We start from the raw sequence: 13,640 nt of genomic DNA on the forward strand, positions 1-13,640 counted from the left end.
TCCTGGCCTGTGCCTTACTTGACGCGCTGACCCGGCTTGGCGCCGCTGTCCGGGCTGAGCAGGTAGATCTCTTCGCCGCCTGGGCCGGCCGCCAGGACCATGCCTTCGCTGATGCCGAACTTCATCTTGCGCGGCGCCAGGTTGGCGACGTACAGGGTCAGGCGGCCTTCCAGCTTGCTCGGGTCCGGGTAGGCGGACTTGATGCCGGAGAGCACGTTGCGCTTCTCGTCGCCGATATCCAGCGACAGGCGCAGCAGCTTGTCGGCGCCTTCGACGAACTCGCATTTCTCGATCAGCGCAATACGCAGGTCGACGGCGGCGAAGGCATCGAAGTTGATCTCGGCCGCCAGCGGGTCCTTGGCCAGTTCGCCGTTACCCTGTGGTTTGGCCGCTTCGGCAGCGAGGTCTTCCTTGGAGGCTTCGATCATGGCTTCGATCTTCGGTTGTTCGATACGGGTCAGCAGCGGGTTGAACGGGTTCAACTGGTGGTTGGCCAGCGGCAGTGCCAGGTCGGCCCAGGTTTGCGGGGCGACGTTGAGGAAGGCCTCGGCGTCGGCGGCCAGTTTCGGCAGCACCGGCTTGAGCATGATCACCAACTGGCGGAACAGGTTGATGCCCAGCGCGCAGATTTCCTGCACCTCGGCCTGTTTGCCCTCCACCTTGTTCAGCGCCCAGGGTGCCTTGTCGGCGATCCAGGCGTTGGCGCGGTCGGCCAAAGCCATGATTTCGCGCATGGCGCGAGAGAAATCACGCGCCTCGTAGGCTTCGGCAATGCTCGGCGCGGCGGCGCGGAAGGCGTTCCACAATTCCGGCTCGGGGTCGGCGGCGACCAGCAGGCCATTGTTACCCTTGTGGATGAAACCGGCGCAGCGGCTGGCGATATTGACCACCTTGCCGACCAGGTCGGAGTTGACCTTCTGCACGAAGTCTTCGAGGTTCAGGTCCAGATCGTCCACCCCACGGCCCAGCTTGCTGGCGTAGTAATAGCGCAGGTATTCCGGGTTCAGGTGGTCCAGATAGGTGCGCGCCTTGATGAAGGTGCCGCGCGACTTGGACATCTTCTGCCCGTTGACGGTCAGATAGCCGTGCACGTTCACCGCGGTCGGCTTGCGGTAACCGGCACCTTCGAGCATGGCTGGCCAGAACAGGGCGTGGAAGTTGACGATGTCCTTGCCGATGAAGTGGTATAGCTCGGTGGTCGAATCCTTGCCCCAGAACGCATCGAAGTCCAGCTCCGGGCGTTTGCTGCAGAGGTTCTTGAAGCTGGCCATATAGCCGATCGGCGCATCCAGCCAGACGTAGAAGTACTTGCCCGGCTCATCGGGAATCTCGAAGCCGAAGTAGGGCGCGTCGCGGCTGATGTCCCACTCCTGCAGGCCACCGTCGAGCCACTCGGCGATCTTGTTGGCCACGGCCTCCTGCAGCGCGCCGGAGCGGGTCCACTGCTTGAGCATGGCCTCGAAGTCCGGCAGCTTGAAGAAGAAGTGCTGCGACTCCTTGAGTACCGGCACGGCCCCGGAGATGGCCGAGCGAGGGTTCTTCAGCTCGGTCGGCGAGTAGGTGGCGCCGCATTTTTCGCAGTTGTCGCCGTACTGGTCCTCGGTGCCGCATTTCGGGCAGGTGCCCTTGATGAAGCGGTCGGCGAGGAACATGCCCTTCTCGGGGTCGAAGTACTGGGTTACGGCGCGGGTGGCGATATGGCCCTTGTCGCGCAACGCCAGGTAGATCGAGGACGACAGCTCGCGGTTCTCCTCGGAGTGAGTCGAATGGTAGTTGTCGAAATTCACGCCGAAGTCGGCGAAGTCGGCCATGTGTTCGGCGCGCACGCCGTCGATCAGTTGTTCGGGCGTGATGCCTTCTTTCTCGGCGCGCAGCATGATGGCCGAGCCGTGGGCGTCGTCGGCGCAGACGTAGATGGCCTGGTTGCCGCGCAGCTTCTGGTAGCGCACCCACATGTCGGTCTGCACGTACTCGAGCATGTGGCCGAGGTGGATCGAGCCGTTGGCGTAGGGGAGGGCGCTGGTAACGAGAATCTTGCGGGCTTCGGTCATGGTGATCGGCTGCACTGGTAAAACGAGGGAAGTCGACAACTATAAGGGAAGCGACAAGCTTCAAGCTACCTGCGGCAGGGAAAAGCGCGTGCTGCATTGCACGGGAGTGCTGCTGGTATGATGGTCGCCTGATTTTTCTGCCTGCCTTCTGGAGTTTTGCATGAGCGCCGTCACCCGCGAAGCGGTCGAAGCCTGTCTGCGTCAGTTCACTGACCCCCATCTCGATCAGGACCCGGTCAGCGCCGGGTGTCTGCGTGAGGTCGACATCCAGGGTGCGCGCGTCGTCGTGCGCCTGGAACTCGGTTACGCCGCTGGTCTGTTCAAGAACGGCTGGGCGCAGATGCTGCAGATGGCACTGGAGAACCTGAACGGCGTCGACAGCGCTAGCGTGCAGGTCGAGTGTGTGATCGATTCGCATCAGGGCCAGGCGCAGGTGCCAGCGCTGCAAGGCGTGAAGAACGTGATCGCGGTCGCTTCGGGCAAGGGTGGTGTGGGCAAGTCCACCACCGCAGCCAACCTGGCCCTGGCCCTGGCCCGCGAAGGCGCGCGGGTGGGCATTCTCGACGCCGATATCTACGGCCCGAGCCAGGGCATCATGTTCGGCATCGCCGAGGGCACGCGGCCGCTGGTCAAGGATCAGAAATGGTTCGTGCCGCTCGAGGCGCATGGCGTGCAGGTGATGTCCATGGCCTTTCTCACCGACGACAACACGCCGATGGTCTGGCGCGGGCCGATGGTCAGCGGCGCGCTGCTGCAATTGATCACCCAGACCGCCTGGAATGATCTCGATTATCTGGTGGTGGACATGCCGCCGGGCACTGGCGACATCCAGCTGACCCTGGCGCAGAAGGTGCCGGTGGCCGGCAGCGTGATCGTCACCACACCGCAGGACCTGGCACTGCTCGACGCCAGGAAGGGCGTGGAGATGTTCCGCAAGGTGCACATTCCGGTGCTCGGAGTGGTGGAGAATATGGCCGTGCACATTTGCTCCAACTGCGGCCATGCCGAGCATTTGTTCGGCGAGGGCGGCGGCGAGAAGCTGGCCGCGCAGTACGGCGTCGAGCTGCTGGCGTCGCTGCCGCTGTCGATGGCCATCCGCATGCAGGCCGACGATGGCAAGCCGACCACCATTGCCGACCCTGAGAGTCAGATCGCCATGATCTACCAGGATCTGGCGCGCAAGGTCGGTGCGCGTATCGCCCAGGCCGGCAAGCCGGCCATGCCGAGTATCGAAATCAGCGATGATTGAGAGCGGCTGCGCAGCGGCCATCTGCTGACCCTCTCCCATTCATGGGAAAGGGTGCCCGAAGGGCGGGAGAGGGTAGTGCCGGCGCTTGGGGTGCTGGCCTGCTGCCACGGATTGATGGGCCTCGCTGCGCCCCGGCACCTTAGGCTGCTGTTTTTGTAGGAGCGGCTGGGCGGCATTCCGCTTCAGCCGCGATAAGAGCTCGCCGCTAAAGCGCCTCCCACAGTCAGCGCCGGCACGTAGCCGGATGCAATCCGGGATTGCCGCGCGGGCGTTTGCGACAGCATCGCGGATAAATCCGCTCCTACAGGGCGTACAAACAGGCACAAAAAAGCCCCGCACTAGGCGGGGCTTTTTCAGCATCTTAAAAGCGCAGATCAACCAACGATCTGAACTTCTTCAGCTTGCATGCCTTTCTGGCCACGGGTAGCCACGAAAGAGACCTGCTGGCCTTCTTTCAGGGTTTTGAAGCCGTCGGCCTGGATGGCTTTGAAGTGTACGAAGAGGTCGTCACCGGATTGCGGGGTGATGAAGCCGTAGCCTTTCTCATCGTTGAACCACTTAACGGTGCCAGTCTGACGATTGGACATGTGATGTCTCCTAACAAAAGTAATAGCAGCCCTGGAAAAGCCCAGGCCGGGACTGAGTGCAACGAGTACTAGGAGTCGGACGATGTTTGGATCGAAATCTAGGCATCTAGTAGCGATTCGCGGTGACACATGCAGCACAGTGGGCACACCATACGTGTTTTTATCGACAAGTGCGAATAGTCGATGCAGCTTTTTTTGCAAATAATGACCCAGCGCCGGGCGGGCAATCTTTGATGCATGGCGCGCGCATCGGTAAGATGCGCTCACTTTTCTGTAACCGCCCACTCAGGACCCTTCGCCATGAGCATCAAATCGGACAAGTGGATTCGCCGCATGGCCCAGGAACACGGCATGATCGAGCCGTTCGTCGAGCGCCAGGTGCGCGGTGCCGACGCCAGCCGTGTGATCTCCTACGGCGTGTCCAGTTACGGCTACGACGTACGCTGCGCAGATGAATTCAAGGTGTTCACCAATATTCACTCCGCCGTGGTTGACCCGAAGAACTTCGACGAGAAGAGCTTCGTCGACATCAAGAGTGATGTCTGCATCATCCCGCCGAACTCTTTTGCCTTGGCGCGTACTGTCGAGTATTTCCGTATCCCGCGTGACGTGCTGACCATCTGCCTGGGCAAGAGCACCTACGCGCGCTGCGGCATCATCGTCAACGTCACGCCGCTGGAGCCGGAATGGGAAGGTCATGTGACCCTGGAATTCTCCAACACCACCAACCTGCCGGCGAAGATCTACGCCAACGAAGGTGTGGCGCAGATGCTGTTCCTGCAGTCCGACGAGGCCTGTGAGGTCTCGTACCGCGACCGTGGCGGCAAATACCAGGGGCAGAGAGGCGTGACGCTGCCCAAGGCTTGAGCGCCGATATCTGTTGCCAAGAAGCCGGGGATTGCCCCGGCTTTTTTGTGGTCTGCCATCCCAGGCGGGCAACCTGCGGGCCATCGCTATGCGGCGTACAAGAAACGCGTCCGGCGTTTTGGGGTGTGCTAGCGCTTGGTCGGATAGGCTGAATTTACTTCCGGCGCGGGGCTCCGATCCATTACAGCCCACGTTCAGGAGAACGACTCATGCCTTTGCTCGACCTCAATGCCGGCGGTATTCCCGGTCAGCCTGAGCCCGATATTCCGGACCAACCAGGCAAGCCTGTGCCACCGCAAGAACCCGGCGAGCCGACATTACCGGATCAACCGCCACCGGCTCCGGTGGCTCAGTGTCGCCCGCGCGAGGTGTCCGAACGCTGCGCTGCGCCCGCTGAACGCATCATCGGGGCGTATTGACGGAAGCCGCGTTAAAACGGCCGTTGCCCTGGCGCTAATCAGCCAAAACAGCTTTTCCAGGCGCCTGGTACCAGGGCGAAGCTTTTCGAAGCGGCGCCATGCGGGTTTACCGCAGAGCGCCGCCTTTACATGGAGTGGCGTCAGTCATCGCGCGTTGTGTTCATGGCACCAGCGGCAGTTCGCGTTTGTGGCGGGTGTTGTCATAGGTGCGCACGATGGTGGCATAAGCCTCGTCGCTGACTTTCTCACCATGCAGGAACGCGTCGATCTCGGCATAGGAGACGCCGTGGGCTTCTTCATCCGGCTTGCCTGGGCGCAGTTCTTCTAGGTCGGCAGTCGGGGTTTTCATCACCAGGTGCTGCGGCGCGCCGAGGTGAGCCGCGATGGCGCGTACCTGTTTTTTGACCAGGCCGGACAGCGGAGCGAGGTCGCAGGCGCCGTCACCGAACTTGGTGAAGAAGCCCATGACCGCTTCGGCGGCGTGGTCGGTGCCGATCACCAGGCCGTTGTTGGCGTTGGCGATGGCGAACTGGGCGACCATGCGAATACGCGCCTTGACGTTGCCGACCACGAAGTCGCGACGGGCGTCGGTGAGCTTCTGCAGGTGGGTGACCTGCTCGCCGAGGCCGCTGACAGCGCTGGCGATGTTGACGGTGTCTTCTTCGTCGGCGCGGATGAATTTCAGCGAGTCCTGGGCGTCATGCTCGTCGTGCTGCGAGTTGTGCGGCAGGCGAACGGCGATGAAGCGGTAGGCCGTGTCGCCAGTTTCCGCGCGTAGCTCCTCGACCGACAGCTGTGCCAGGCGTCCGGCGGTCAGTGAGTCGACGCCACCGCTGATGCCCAGTACCAGCACCTTGAGGCCTGATTGCTTGAGGGTGTTCTTGATGAAGGTCTTGCGCCGTTCGATCTCTGTGTTCAACGCCGCGTCATCGGCGAAGGGCGGTACCACGTCGAGGGCGGCGGCGATTTCTGCTTGGCGGTTGCTCATGTCTGGGTCCTCACTGGGTCACGCGAAAGACGTGTTTCAGGTAGCTGACGAAGTTCTCGTCGCGGCATTGGGTCTTGCCGGGCGTATCGGAAATCTTCGCCACGGGTTGGCCGTTGCAGGCGATCATCTTGATCACGATGTTCATCGGCTCGACGCCGGGTATGTCGCAGGTCAGGTTGGTGCCGACCCCGAAGCTTACGTGGATTCGCCCGGAAAGTGCACGGTAGAGGCGTAGCGACTTCTTCAGGTCGAGGCCGTCGGAGAACACCAGGGTCTTGCTCATCGGGTCGATGCCGAGAGTCTCGTAGTGGGCGATGGCTTTTTCCGCCCAGGCCAGCGGGTCGCCGGAGTCGTGGCGCAGGCCGTCGAACAGCTTGGCGAAGTACAGATCGAAATCGGCCAGGAAGGCGTCCATGGTGATGCAATCGGTCAGGGCGATGCCCAGCTGGCCACGGTATTCACGTACCCAGCAGTCCAGCGCGGCGCTCTGGCTGTCGATCAGGCGCGGGCCGAGTTGCTGGTGCGCCATCAGCCATTCGTGGGCCATGGTGCCGATGGGTTTCAGGTCGAATTCGCGTGCCAGGTGCAGGTTACTGGTGCCGACGAAGCGTCCGGGGAAATCACGCTTGAGGATGCGCACGGCCTGTTCCTGCGTACGGTAGGAAAAACGCCGGCGGGTGCCGAAGTCGGCCAGCTGGAAGCCGGCCAGCTCGTCATCACTGGCCTCGCTGCGCAGCCAGTCGATCTTCTCGTAGAGGCGTTCGGCGGCCTGCTCCAGCAGCACTTCGCGGTAGCGGTAACGGTTGCGCACTTCACTGATGATGGCCAGCAGCGGCACTTCGAAGAGGATCACGTGCAGCCAGGGGCCGCGCAGGCGGATGCTCAACTGGCCGTCTTCGATACTGGTGTGCACGTAGCGCAGGTTGAAGCGGAACAGGCTGAGAAAACGGATGAAATCCGGCTTGATGAATGGAATACGCTCGAGGAACGCGAGTTGATCGACGGTCAGGCTCAGTTCGCTGAGGCGCTCGAACTGGTAGCGAATCTCGGCCAGGTAGGGCGTCAGGTCTTCACTGTTGCGGCAGCGGAACTCCCATTCCACCTCAGCGTTTGGATAGTTGTGCAACACCGCCTGCATCATGGTCAGCTTGTACAGGTCGGTGTCGAGCAGGTTCTGCACGATACGGTCGGCGAAAATACTGTCGCTCATCCTTGGATCTCCAGAGTCAGGATCGCATCCAGCTCTTGCTGGCTGGCGGCGAGGGTAATACCGGCGTCGTTCATCGCGCGGCAGGCTGGCACGGCCGTTTCTTCGGCGATGGCGCGGCAGGCTGGCAGATAGACAATCACGTCGAAACCGGCGCGGCGCAGTTGCAGGGCGGTGGTCTTGACGCAGTAATCCAGCGCCAGGCCACCGACCAGGACCCGCTCGACGCCATTGTGACGGAGAAACTCGATCACGCCCGTGCTGCGCTTCTCGGCCAGGTCGTGGTAACAGGCGCCGTAAGGGTGCAGGTCCGGTTCCACGCCTTTCCACACGAAGTAGTCATAGTCCAGCGGTGCAGGCAGGCCGTCGAGCAGTTCGAAGCCTGGTGTGCCGGGTACGCAGTGGCTGACCCAGGTCAGGTCGGCATTGGCCAGGGGCAGGGGGCGCAGCATCTCATCGTGGCTGTCGACGACCCAGGCGGCCTGCGGGCTGTGCGCATCCTTGCTGCCTATGCGCAGCTGCGCCCGGGCGGCCAGCTGGTTGAGCGCCGGCACGATGGCGTCGCCCTCGGGAACCGGCAGCTCGTTGGGGCACAGCGGAGTGAAGCCTTTCTGGGCGTCGACATCGAAGCTGGCGATCTTCATGGTGTGCCTCCTTTCTGCGTGTGAGTGACTACATATTCCATCTGATGAAATATGTAGTCAAGCGTTTATCTGATTTTCCCAGTGAAAAAAATCACCTTATTAGTCAAGATGGAATAAGTACACGGAGGAGCAGGTAACAGGATGAGTGCAGTGGAGGTTCTTGCCGGGGTCGATATCGTGGCGTTGCGCCTGAGCGAGGCGGGGGCGCTGCAGGTGTTGTTGATCCGCCGTCAGCGTGAGCCTTATGCGGGACAGTGGGCTTTGCCCGGTGTGCTGGTCAATGGTCGTTGCGCCGACGCCAACCTGGATGCAGCCGCCGAGCGGGCGTTGGCGGACAAGGCGCGGCTGCGGCCGCACTACCTGGAGCAGGTGGCGACGGTGGGCAATGGCGTGCGCGACCCGCGCGGCTGGTCGCTGAGTACCTGCTACCTGGCGTTGCTGGCGGCGGATGCCGAGCCGGAGGATGAAGACCTGCGTTTCGTCGAATTGCAGGCGGTCGTCAGCGGCCAGCAGGCGTTGCCTTTCGATCATGCGCAACTGGTGCGTCTGGCTGCGGAACGCCTGCAGGGCAAATCGGTATACAGCTCGCTACCGCTGTATTTGCTGGCATCACGTTTTACCGTGACCGAAGCACTGGCGGCATTTCAGGCCTGCCTCGGCGAACCGGTGCAACACACCACCCTGCGAGGGCGCCTGGAGCGGATGAAGGCGCAGGGCTGGATCAGTGATACCGGTGAAAAGAACTATCCGAAAATGGGGCGGCCGCAGAACCTGCTGGAGCATCGCCCGCGCCCGGGTGAGGCCTTTATCTTTGATCGCAGTCTGCTGGCGTAAAGGGTTTGCCTGATCGCGGGCAAAAAAATAGGCGCCAGAGGCGCCAGGGGAGCATTTCAATCGATGCATAGGTTCTGAACCTGCCTCGAGCGAGAAGTTCAGTCCGCTGATGTAGAAATGCCATCTTTTTTTTACAGGCAAAAGAAAAGGCGCCAAGGGCGCCTTAAACGATGATCTATGGAGTAAGTCGATTGTTCAGAGTCTGGCGTTGAAGGAAAGGTTCAGCGCCTGCCGACGAACGGTCATCACTTGCCTGGCATCAGCAGCAGACGCTGGTTGCCGTAGACCTTGTCCAGGTTCTGTGGCTTGAACGGGAAGCTCATGTAGCCTCCCTTGAGCCAGGCCTCGATGCCGTCGGCGTAGTGCGCACTGGCAGGGTTGCCGGATTGTCCCGAGCTGTTCACGCCGATCAACGGCTCGTCGGCAGAAAAATCGACGACGATGCGCATGGCCGGGATCAGGAAAGTGTTGAAGTCCTGACCCCAAGGGTAGGCCGATACGTTCAACGTACTGTGGTCACCACCGGCCGGGTATGGGCCACGATCCAGATAGCCTTTCAGCGCATTGATGCTGCTGCGTTGGCTGGCGCTCATGTGAGGTGCCATGCGTGTGGTGTCGCTGACCCATTCGTAGCTGTGCAGTTTGCCCCACTGCCAGTTGCGGCGCTCTGTGCCCAGGCGACTTTCCAGCAGATCGATGCTAGCGGCCAGACTGCGCGCCAGGATGGCCGGCTTGTCTTCTTTTTGCGGGGTGCGGATGTCATCCCAGAACGGACTGTCAGGACGGCCGAGCAAGTGGTCAGCTTGCGCGGAATAGGAGAGGTTCGCTGTCTCGATGAGGGCTTTCCAGGCCGGACTGTCGTCCGGCCCCAGCTCGTCGAGGAAGATCTGCCGCGCGCTTTCCTGCAGGAAAGCAGCGTAGACGGCTGCATCGGCCGAGCTGGCAGAGAGTTTGCCATCGAAAGCCAGCAGGCGTTTCAGTGCTTCATCGGCACGCTCGCGCTGGCCGCTGGGCAGCGCCGCAATTGCCTGACGCAGCGGCTCATGCATGGTGGGATCGGTGAGCATCGCCTGTAGTTTGGCGACGAAGGGGGAGCTCTGGTCGTATTGCATGGCAATCATGCTGCGGCCATCGTGACGACCATTGCCGGCCAGTTCGGCGATGCGCTCGGCGCGCTCCGGGTAGAACCAGGAACTGGACAGTTGCATGCCATAGCCAGGCTCGACGCTGCGTTGGTTGGCGGTGCCCAGCCAACCTTGCGGTGGGTCCTGGTCGTAGGGGTGCAGCATCGGGTCGGCGTAGCCGTCCCAGGCATAGCGCTGGTCCCAGCCGGGTGAAGGCAGCAGGCCACGGCCCTCGCGGCGGTTCGGGTAGCGCCCGGTGACCTGCCAGCCGATGTGCTGGGCATCGGCGAAGACGATGTTCAGTGGCATGGCGCGGATTTCCCGGGTGGCTTCGAAGGCGGCATCCACCGACTGAGCTCGGGACAGGTCGAAGAAGGCGTCGAGGCTCTTGTCGCGTTCGAACTGGGTGGTCTTCAGCGCCAGGCCGTAGCCGCTCTGCAACGGCAGAGGTTGCAGCATATGTTTGCGTTCACCCAGCACCGAGTTGAGCAACGGGCCATTGCGAGTTTCATAGAGTGTTTCACGGATCGGCCGCTGGCCCTTGATGAAGAAGGTCTCCTGGCGCTCCGCCACCGGCAGCCACTTGCCATCGGCCTGATACATCAGGCGACTGCCCTCATGCTTTATGCGTTCGAGATAGATGTCCTGGTTGTCACCCATGACCATGGTCATGCCCCAGGCCAGTTTGCCGTTATAGCCGGCTACCACGGCCGGCACGCCAGCCAGGGACACGCCAGCGGCCTGGTATTTCGGGGAGCGTATCTGCACGAAATTCCACAGCGACGGCATGCTCAGCGGCAGATGCGTATCGTTGGCCAGCAGGCTATTGCCGCCGCGACTGCGCTCTGGGGCGATGGCCCAGTTGTTCGAGGCCGCGACCCCCAGCATGTGCTGATCAGCGACTTGGGCTGCTGTGCGTGCGATTGCTTGCAGGCCGGGCAATTGTCCCTTGAGGTCGAGACCGGCGAGTTTCTCCGCCTCGGCGAAGGGCAGCGGTTCATCCGGATAGATGGGCAGCAGCCAGGGCAGCTTGTCGATGCCGACCTGCTGGGCCATGGTCAGTGCGGCTATTTCTTCCTGCAGATTCACCGACAGGCCGAAGTTGAGCAGGCAGAACAGCAGCACCGAGTCCTCGGGCTTCCAGTATTCAGGACGATAGCCGGATTCGGCCAGATCCATCGGCAGGCGGTCGCGGTAGCGGAACATGTAAGCGTTGACGCCGCGTGAATAAACCTCGAAGAAGCGCTTCAGGCGCGGTGACGCGTCGGCGTAGAGAATCTCCGCGCTCTTCTTGAGGTTCACCGCCCGCATGAAGCGGTCCATCTCCAACACGCCAGGGCCGGCCATTTCCGCCAGGCGTCCCTGGGCCAGCAGGCGCATGCCGACCATCTGGCTGAGGCGGTCACCTGCATGTACGTAACCCAGGGCGAACAACGCATCGTGAAAAGTGCTCGACTCGATCAGTGGCATGCCGAGGGCGTTGCGCCGTACCGATGCGCTCTCGGCAACGCCTTGAACGCGCTCGACGCCGCGGGTTGGCGGCACGCTGTCGGCATAGCGGCTGTTGAGCAGAGACTGGCAGCCGCTGAGAGCGGTCAGGGATGCGGCAAGAGTCAGGCGGGCCAGCGTGCGCATGGCGGATTTCCTTGGAGTACGAGCAGGTGAGGCCGGTCGGCTGTCGACCGGCCACAAAGTCGCCAAGGTAATGAGGCCGTTGCGAGCTGGCAAGAGGGCTTCAGGCGTTCGACTGAACGCTTTTGAGTCCGTCATCGAGCAACCAGCGCGCGGCTGTGCGGGCGGCGGCCTTGTGTTGCAGTTCCAGTTCGTTGAAACGCTTTTCGAAGTGTCGCCGTTCGGCCTTGTCCAGCGCCTTCCAGGCCGCATGGGTTGGTACGTCGGTGGTTGCGTCGAAGAGCAGGTGGAACACCTGGCAGCGGCTGTCGTTGCTGAGATCGCTGTCGTAGTTGTCGAGCAGTACCTTGATGCGGATAGCACCCTCGATCAGCGGCAACTGCTCGTCGAGCAGGCTGCTGGCCAGGATGCTCAGATCGCCGCCGAGTCGTTCCTGGCGCTCCTGACGGGCTTTGTCCAGAGCGTCTTGCTGCGCCCAGACGCGACGCCAGAGACGCCAGGCATAGACGGCCAGCGCGGTGATCAGCAGCAGGCCTGCGAGCAACAGAGACAGGGTCAGAGCGTTCATGCTCGGCTCAGGCGCCGTGGCACTTCTTGAACTTCTTCTGGCTACCGCAGGGGCAGGGATCGTTGCGGCCTACATCCTTCAGGGCATTGCGCACCGGCTCCTGATGGCCGTGATTGCAGTGCGGACCATGCACATGACCGTGATCGTGGTGATCATGATCGTGGTTGCAGTCAGGGCCGTGGACGTGGGGTTGGTTGCTCATGGACTTACTCCGGGATGAAATCGCCGGGGATTATCTCGCCATTACGCGACATGTGCACGCTGCGGCTGAAGAGCATGCCTGTCTTGACCTCGCCCTTGAGGCTGTAGCGAATCGGCTGGTCGGGCTTCTCCAGCATCTTCACTACCTGGCGCACATGACGCCAGAGGTTGGTGCGCACCGGTACGTCGAAGCTGTGGTGCCCATGAGCGGGCACGGTGAACCAGGCACTGGAAGAGCCATCGGCCAGAGGAATGTCGTTGAGGGTCACGTCGTACTCGAGCCCCCGTACCGGCAGGTTGACGCTGTTGGGATTGTCGATGCGAAAGCGCAGGAGGAACTCCTGTTCGAGTAGCCTGGCCTTGATTACATCCACCTTGATGAGTCGGACATCCGGGTCCTTGAAACCACCTGTCATCCAGGTGGAGCATCCTGCCAAGCCTGAAGTCAGGCCAAAAAACATCAATAGGCTGATAATTCTTATCATTTGCGCCTGAGAAAACATTTCATACCCCCATTGCGGCCCAGTGTAACAAGCAAGCGCTTGGCTGCAACTGGGGGGCGCTATTATTTTCAAGGAGATAGCATTGCGGCCTCTGGAAAGTTTGCAATCGGGAACGCATGGATGAGAAGCCTGCAGTGTCAGCGTAAAAGAACCTGCGCCATACTGGGCCGTGAATAGGACAGGAGTGTGACCATGAGTCGCTACGAGATCGCCTTCTCCGGGCAATTGGTGCCGGGTGCGCAACCGGAACTGGTCAAGGCCAACATGGCCAAGCTGTTCCAGGCCGACGCCCAGCGCATTGCCCAGCTGTTTTCCGGGCGTCGCATCGTGATCAAGAACAACCTCGACGCTGCGGCGGCGGAAAAGTATCGCTCGACGCTGGAACGCGCTGGCGCTCTGGTCGAGGTGATCGACATGGATATGCTGATCGAGGAAGTCGAACTGGCTCCTCCGCCACCCGCTGAACCAGCGCCCGCCGCGGCTGTTGCTGTCGCCGGCAAGCCCGCTCGTTTGCAGGTAGCGCCGCGCGACGAATACATGGCTGCGTTCAGCGAAGTGGAGGCGCCTGACTTCGGCATCGCTCCGGTCGGGGCGGACCTGCAAGACACCAAACCCGACGCCGAGGCACCGAGCGTTGATCTTTCGCAGTTCAGCCTGGCCCCGGTAGGTAGCGATATGGGGCAGGCAAAAAACGACCCGGCGGCACCGCCGCCCGATACATCACACTTGAAGTTGCAGGATTGACAGAATGGGCCCGCTGATTGCG

Annotated in this window: 14 protein-coding genes; 5 read left to right on the top strand and 9 right to left on the bottom strand. The window is 61.8% G+C overall.

Annotated elements, in window-relative coordinates; all coding sequences use genetic code 11:
• Positions 1 to 14: 14 nt before the first annotated feature.
• On the bottom strand, positions 15 to 2,051 hold the full coding sequence (gene metG, locus ACJRW5_RS11940) for a methionine--tRNA ligase (RefSeq protein ID WP_484570723.1): 2,037 nt from the start codon (positions 2,049 to 2,051) through the stop codon (positions 15 to 17).
• A gap of 160 nt (positions 2,052 to 2,211) precedes the next feature.
• Here metG and apbC point away from each other — a divergent pair, with 160 nt between their 5' ends.
• Entirely contained in the window at positions 2,212 to 3,300 is a 1,089-nt protein-coding gene (apbC, locus tag ACJRW5_RS11945; RefSeq protein ID WP_484570724.1) for an iron-sulfur cluster carrier protein ApbC, read from the top strand.
• Between the two features lie 374 nt (positions 3,301 to 3,674).
• Here apbC and ACJRW5_RS11950 read toward each other — a convergent pair whose 3' ends face one another.
• On the bottom strand, positions 3,675 to 3,887 hold the full coding sequence (locus ACJRW5_RS11950) for a cold-shock protein (protein ID WP_037049100.1): 213 nt from the start codon (positions 3,885 to 3,887) through the stop codon (positions 3,675 to 3,677).
• 300 nt (positions 3,888 to 4,187) lie between these two features.
• Here ACJRW5_RS11950 and dcd point away from each other — a divergent pair, with 300 nt between their 5' ends.
• Together dcd and ACJRW5_RS11960 are read left to right on the top strand one after the other, a co-directional pair.
• On the top strand, positions 4,188 to 4,754 hold the full coding sequence (gene dcd / locus ACJRW5_RS11955) for a dCTP deaminase (protein ID WP_296269511.1): 567 nt from the start codon (positions 4,188 to 4,190) through the stop codon (positions 4,752 to 4,754).
• A gap of 209 nt (positions 4,755 to 4,963) precedes the next feature.
• Positions 4,964 to 5,173 carry a hypothetical protein gene (locus ACJRW5_RS11960; protein WP_484570888.1) on the top strand — a complete coding sequence of 70 codons (210 nt, stop codon included), beginning with the start codon at positions 4,964 to 4,966 and terminating at the stop codon, positions 5,171 to 5,173.
• A 160-nt stretch (positions 5,174 to 5,333) separates the two neighbouring features.
• On the opposite strand, the gene nadE is transcribed toward ACJRW5_RS11960, so the two are convergent.
• The 3 genes from nadE to ACJRW5_RS11975 are packed head-to-tail and all read right to left on the bottom strand — an operon-like array spanning position 5,334 to position 8,012.
• Positions 5,334 to 6,161 carry an ammonia-dependent NAD(+) synthetase gene (gene nadE / locus ACJRW5_RS11965; protein ID WP_484570725.1) on the bottom strand — a complete coding sequence of 276 codons (828 nt, stop codon included), beginning with the start codon at positions 6,159 to 6,161 and terminating at the stop codon, positions 5,334 to 5,336.
• Positions 6,162 to 6,171: 10 nt separating this feature from the next.
• Positions 6,172 to 7,371 (bottom strand): nicotinate phosphoribosyltransferase, encoded by a 1,200-nt coding sequence (pncB, locus tag ACJRW5_RS11970; RefSeq protein ID WP_484570726.1) that lies wholly within the window; start codon positions 7,369 to 7,371, stop codon positions 6,172 to 6,174.
• Positions 7,368 to 8,012, bottom strand: coding sequence for a nicotinamidase (locus ACJRW5_RS11975; protein ID WP_484570727.1), 645 nt, complete (start codon positions 8,010 to 8,012; stop codon positions 7,368 to 7,370). The genes pncB and ACJRW5_RS11975 overlap by 4 nt, the downstream gene beginning before the upstream one ends.
• Positions 8,013 to 8,153: 141 nt before the next feature.
• Here ACJRW5_RS11975 and ACJRW5_RS11980 point away from each other — a divergent pair, with 141 nt between their 5' ends.
• On the top strand, positions 8,154 to 8,846 hold the full coding sequence (locus ACJRW5_RS11980) for an NUDIX hydrolase (protein WP_484570728.1): 693 nt from the start codon (positions 8,154 to 8,156) through the stop codon (positions 8,844 to 8,846).
• Between the two features lie 245 nt (positions 8,847 to 9,091).
• Here ACJRW5_RS11980 and ACJRW5_RS11985 read toward each other — a convergent pair whose 3' ends face one another.
• The 4 genes from ACJRW5_RS11985 to ACJRW5_RS12000 all read right to left on the bottom strand — a co-directional run bounded on the left by ACJRW5_RS11985 (position 9,092) and on the right by ACJRW5_RS12000 (position 12,874).
• Positions 9,092 to 11,605, bottom strand: a complete 2,514-nt coding sequence (locus ACJRW5_RS11985) for a penicillin acylase family protein (protein WP_484570729.1) — start codon at positions 11,603 to 11,605, stop codon at positions 9,092 to 9,094.
• A gap of 100 nt (positions 11,606 to 11,705) precedes the next feature.
• Entirely contained in the window at positions 11,706 to 12,170 is a 465-nt protein-coding gene (locus ACJRW5_RS11990; RefSeq protein ID WP_484570730.1) for a DUF2489 domain-containing protein, read from the bottom strand.
• A 7-nt stretch (positions 12,171 to 12,177) separates the two neighbouring features.
• On the bottom strand, positions 12,178 to 12,372 hold the full coding sequence (locus ACJRW5_RS11995; RefSeq protein ID WP_037049080.1) for an SEC-C metal-binding domain-containing protein: 195 nt from the start codon (positions 12,370 to 12,372) through the stop codon (positions 12,178 to 12,180).
• A 4-nt stretch (positions 12,373 to 12,376) separates the two neighbouring features.
• The gene (locus tag ACJRW5_RS12000) at positions 12,377 to 12,874 is read right to left on the bottom strand and encodes an LEA/WHy family protein (RefSeq protein WP_484570731.1); all 498 of its coding nucleotides are present in this window, start codon (positions 12,872 to 12,874) and stop codon (positions 12,377 to 12,379) included.
• Positions 12,875 to 13,066: 192 nt separating this feature from the next.
• Here ACJRW5_RS12000 and ACJRW5_RS12005 point away from each other — a divergent pair, with 192 nt between their 5' ends.
• Positions 13,067 to 13,618 carry a hypothetical protein gene (locus ACJRW5_RS12005; protein WP_484570732.1) on the top strand — a complete coding sequence of 184 codons (552 nt, stop codon included), beginning with the start codon at positions 13,067 to 13,069 and terminating at the stop codon, positions 13,616 to 13,618.
• Positions 13,619 to 13,640: the final 22 nt, after the last annotated feature.

It is taken from the genome of Pseudomonas pichavaramensis (assembly GCF_050473265.1).
In the GTDB taxonomy this organism is placed as follows: domain Bacteria; phylum Pseudomonadota; class Gammaproteobacteria; order Pseudomonadales; family Pseudomonadaceae; genus Aquipseudomonas.

What these genes read in the sequence shown, in the direction of transcription:
- metG (WP_484570723.1), bottom strand. Translation starts at nt 2,051, where the DNA reads ATGACCGAAGCCCGCAAGATTCTCGTTACCAGCGCCCTCCCCTACGCC.
- apbC (WP_484570724.1), top strand. Translation starts at nt 2,212, where the DNA reads ATGAGCGCCGTCACCCGCGAAGCGGTCGAAGCCTGTCTGCGTCAGTTC.
- ACJRW5_RS11950 (WP_037049100.1), bottom strand. Translation starts at nt 3,887, where the DNA reads ATGTCCAATCGTCAGACTGGCACCGTTAAGTGGTTCAACGATGAGAAA.
- dcd (WP_296269511.1), top strand. Translation starts at nt 4,188, where the DNA reads ATGAGCATCAAATCGGACAAGTGGATTCGCCGCATGGCCCAGGAACAC.
- ACJRW5_RS11960 (WP_484570888.1), top strand. Translation starts at nt 4,964, where the DNA reads ATGCCTTTGCTCGACCTCAATGCCGGCGGTATTCCCGGTCAGCCTGAG.
- nadE (WP_484570725.1), bottom strand. Translation starts at nt 6,161, where the DNA reads ATGAGCAACCGCCAAGCAGAAATCGCCGCCGCCCTCGACGTGGTACCG.
- pncB (WP_484570726.1), bottom strand. Translation starts at nt 7,371, where the DNA reads ATGAGCGACAGTATTTTCGCCGACCGTATCGTGCAGAACCTGCTCGAC.
- ACJRW5_RS11975 (WP_484570727.1), bottom strand. Translation starts at nt 8,012, where the DNA reads ATGAAGATCGCCAGCTTCGATGTCGACGCCCAGAAAGGCTTCACTCCG.
- ACJRW5_RS11980 (WP_484570728.1), top strand. Translation starts at nt 8,154, where the DNA reads ATGAGTGCAGTGGAGGTTCTTGCCGGGGTCGATATCGTGGCGTTGCGC.
- ACJRW5_RS11985 (WP_484570729.1), bottom strand. Translation starts at nt 11,605, where the DNA reads ATGCGCACGCTGGCCCGCCTGACTCTTGCCGCATCCCTGACCGCTCTC.
- ACJRW5_RS11990 (WP_484570730.1), bottom strand. Translation starts at nt 12,170, where the DNA reads ATGAACGCTCTGACCCTGTCTCTGTTGCTCGCAGGCCTGCTGCTGATC.
- ACJRW5_RS11995 (WP_037049080.1), bottom strand. Translation starts at nt 12,372, where the DNA reads ATGAGCAACCAACCCCACGTCCACGGCCCTGACTGCAACCACGATCAT.
- ACJRW5_RS12000 (WP_484570731.1), bottom strand. Translation starts at nt 12,874, where the DNA reads ATGTTTTCTCAGGCGCAAATGATAAGAATTATCAGCCTATTGATGTTT.
- ACJRW5_RS12005 (WP_484570732.1), top strand. Translation starts at nt 13,067, where the DNA reads ATGAGTCGCTACGAGATCGCCTTCTCCGGGCAATTGGTGCCGGGTGCG.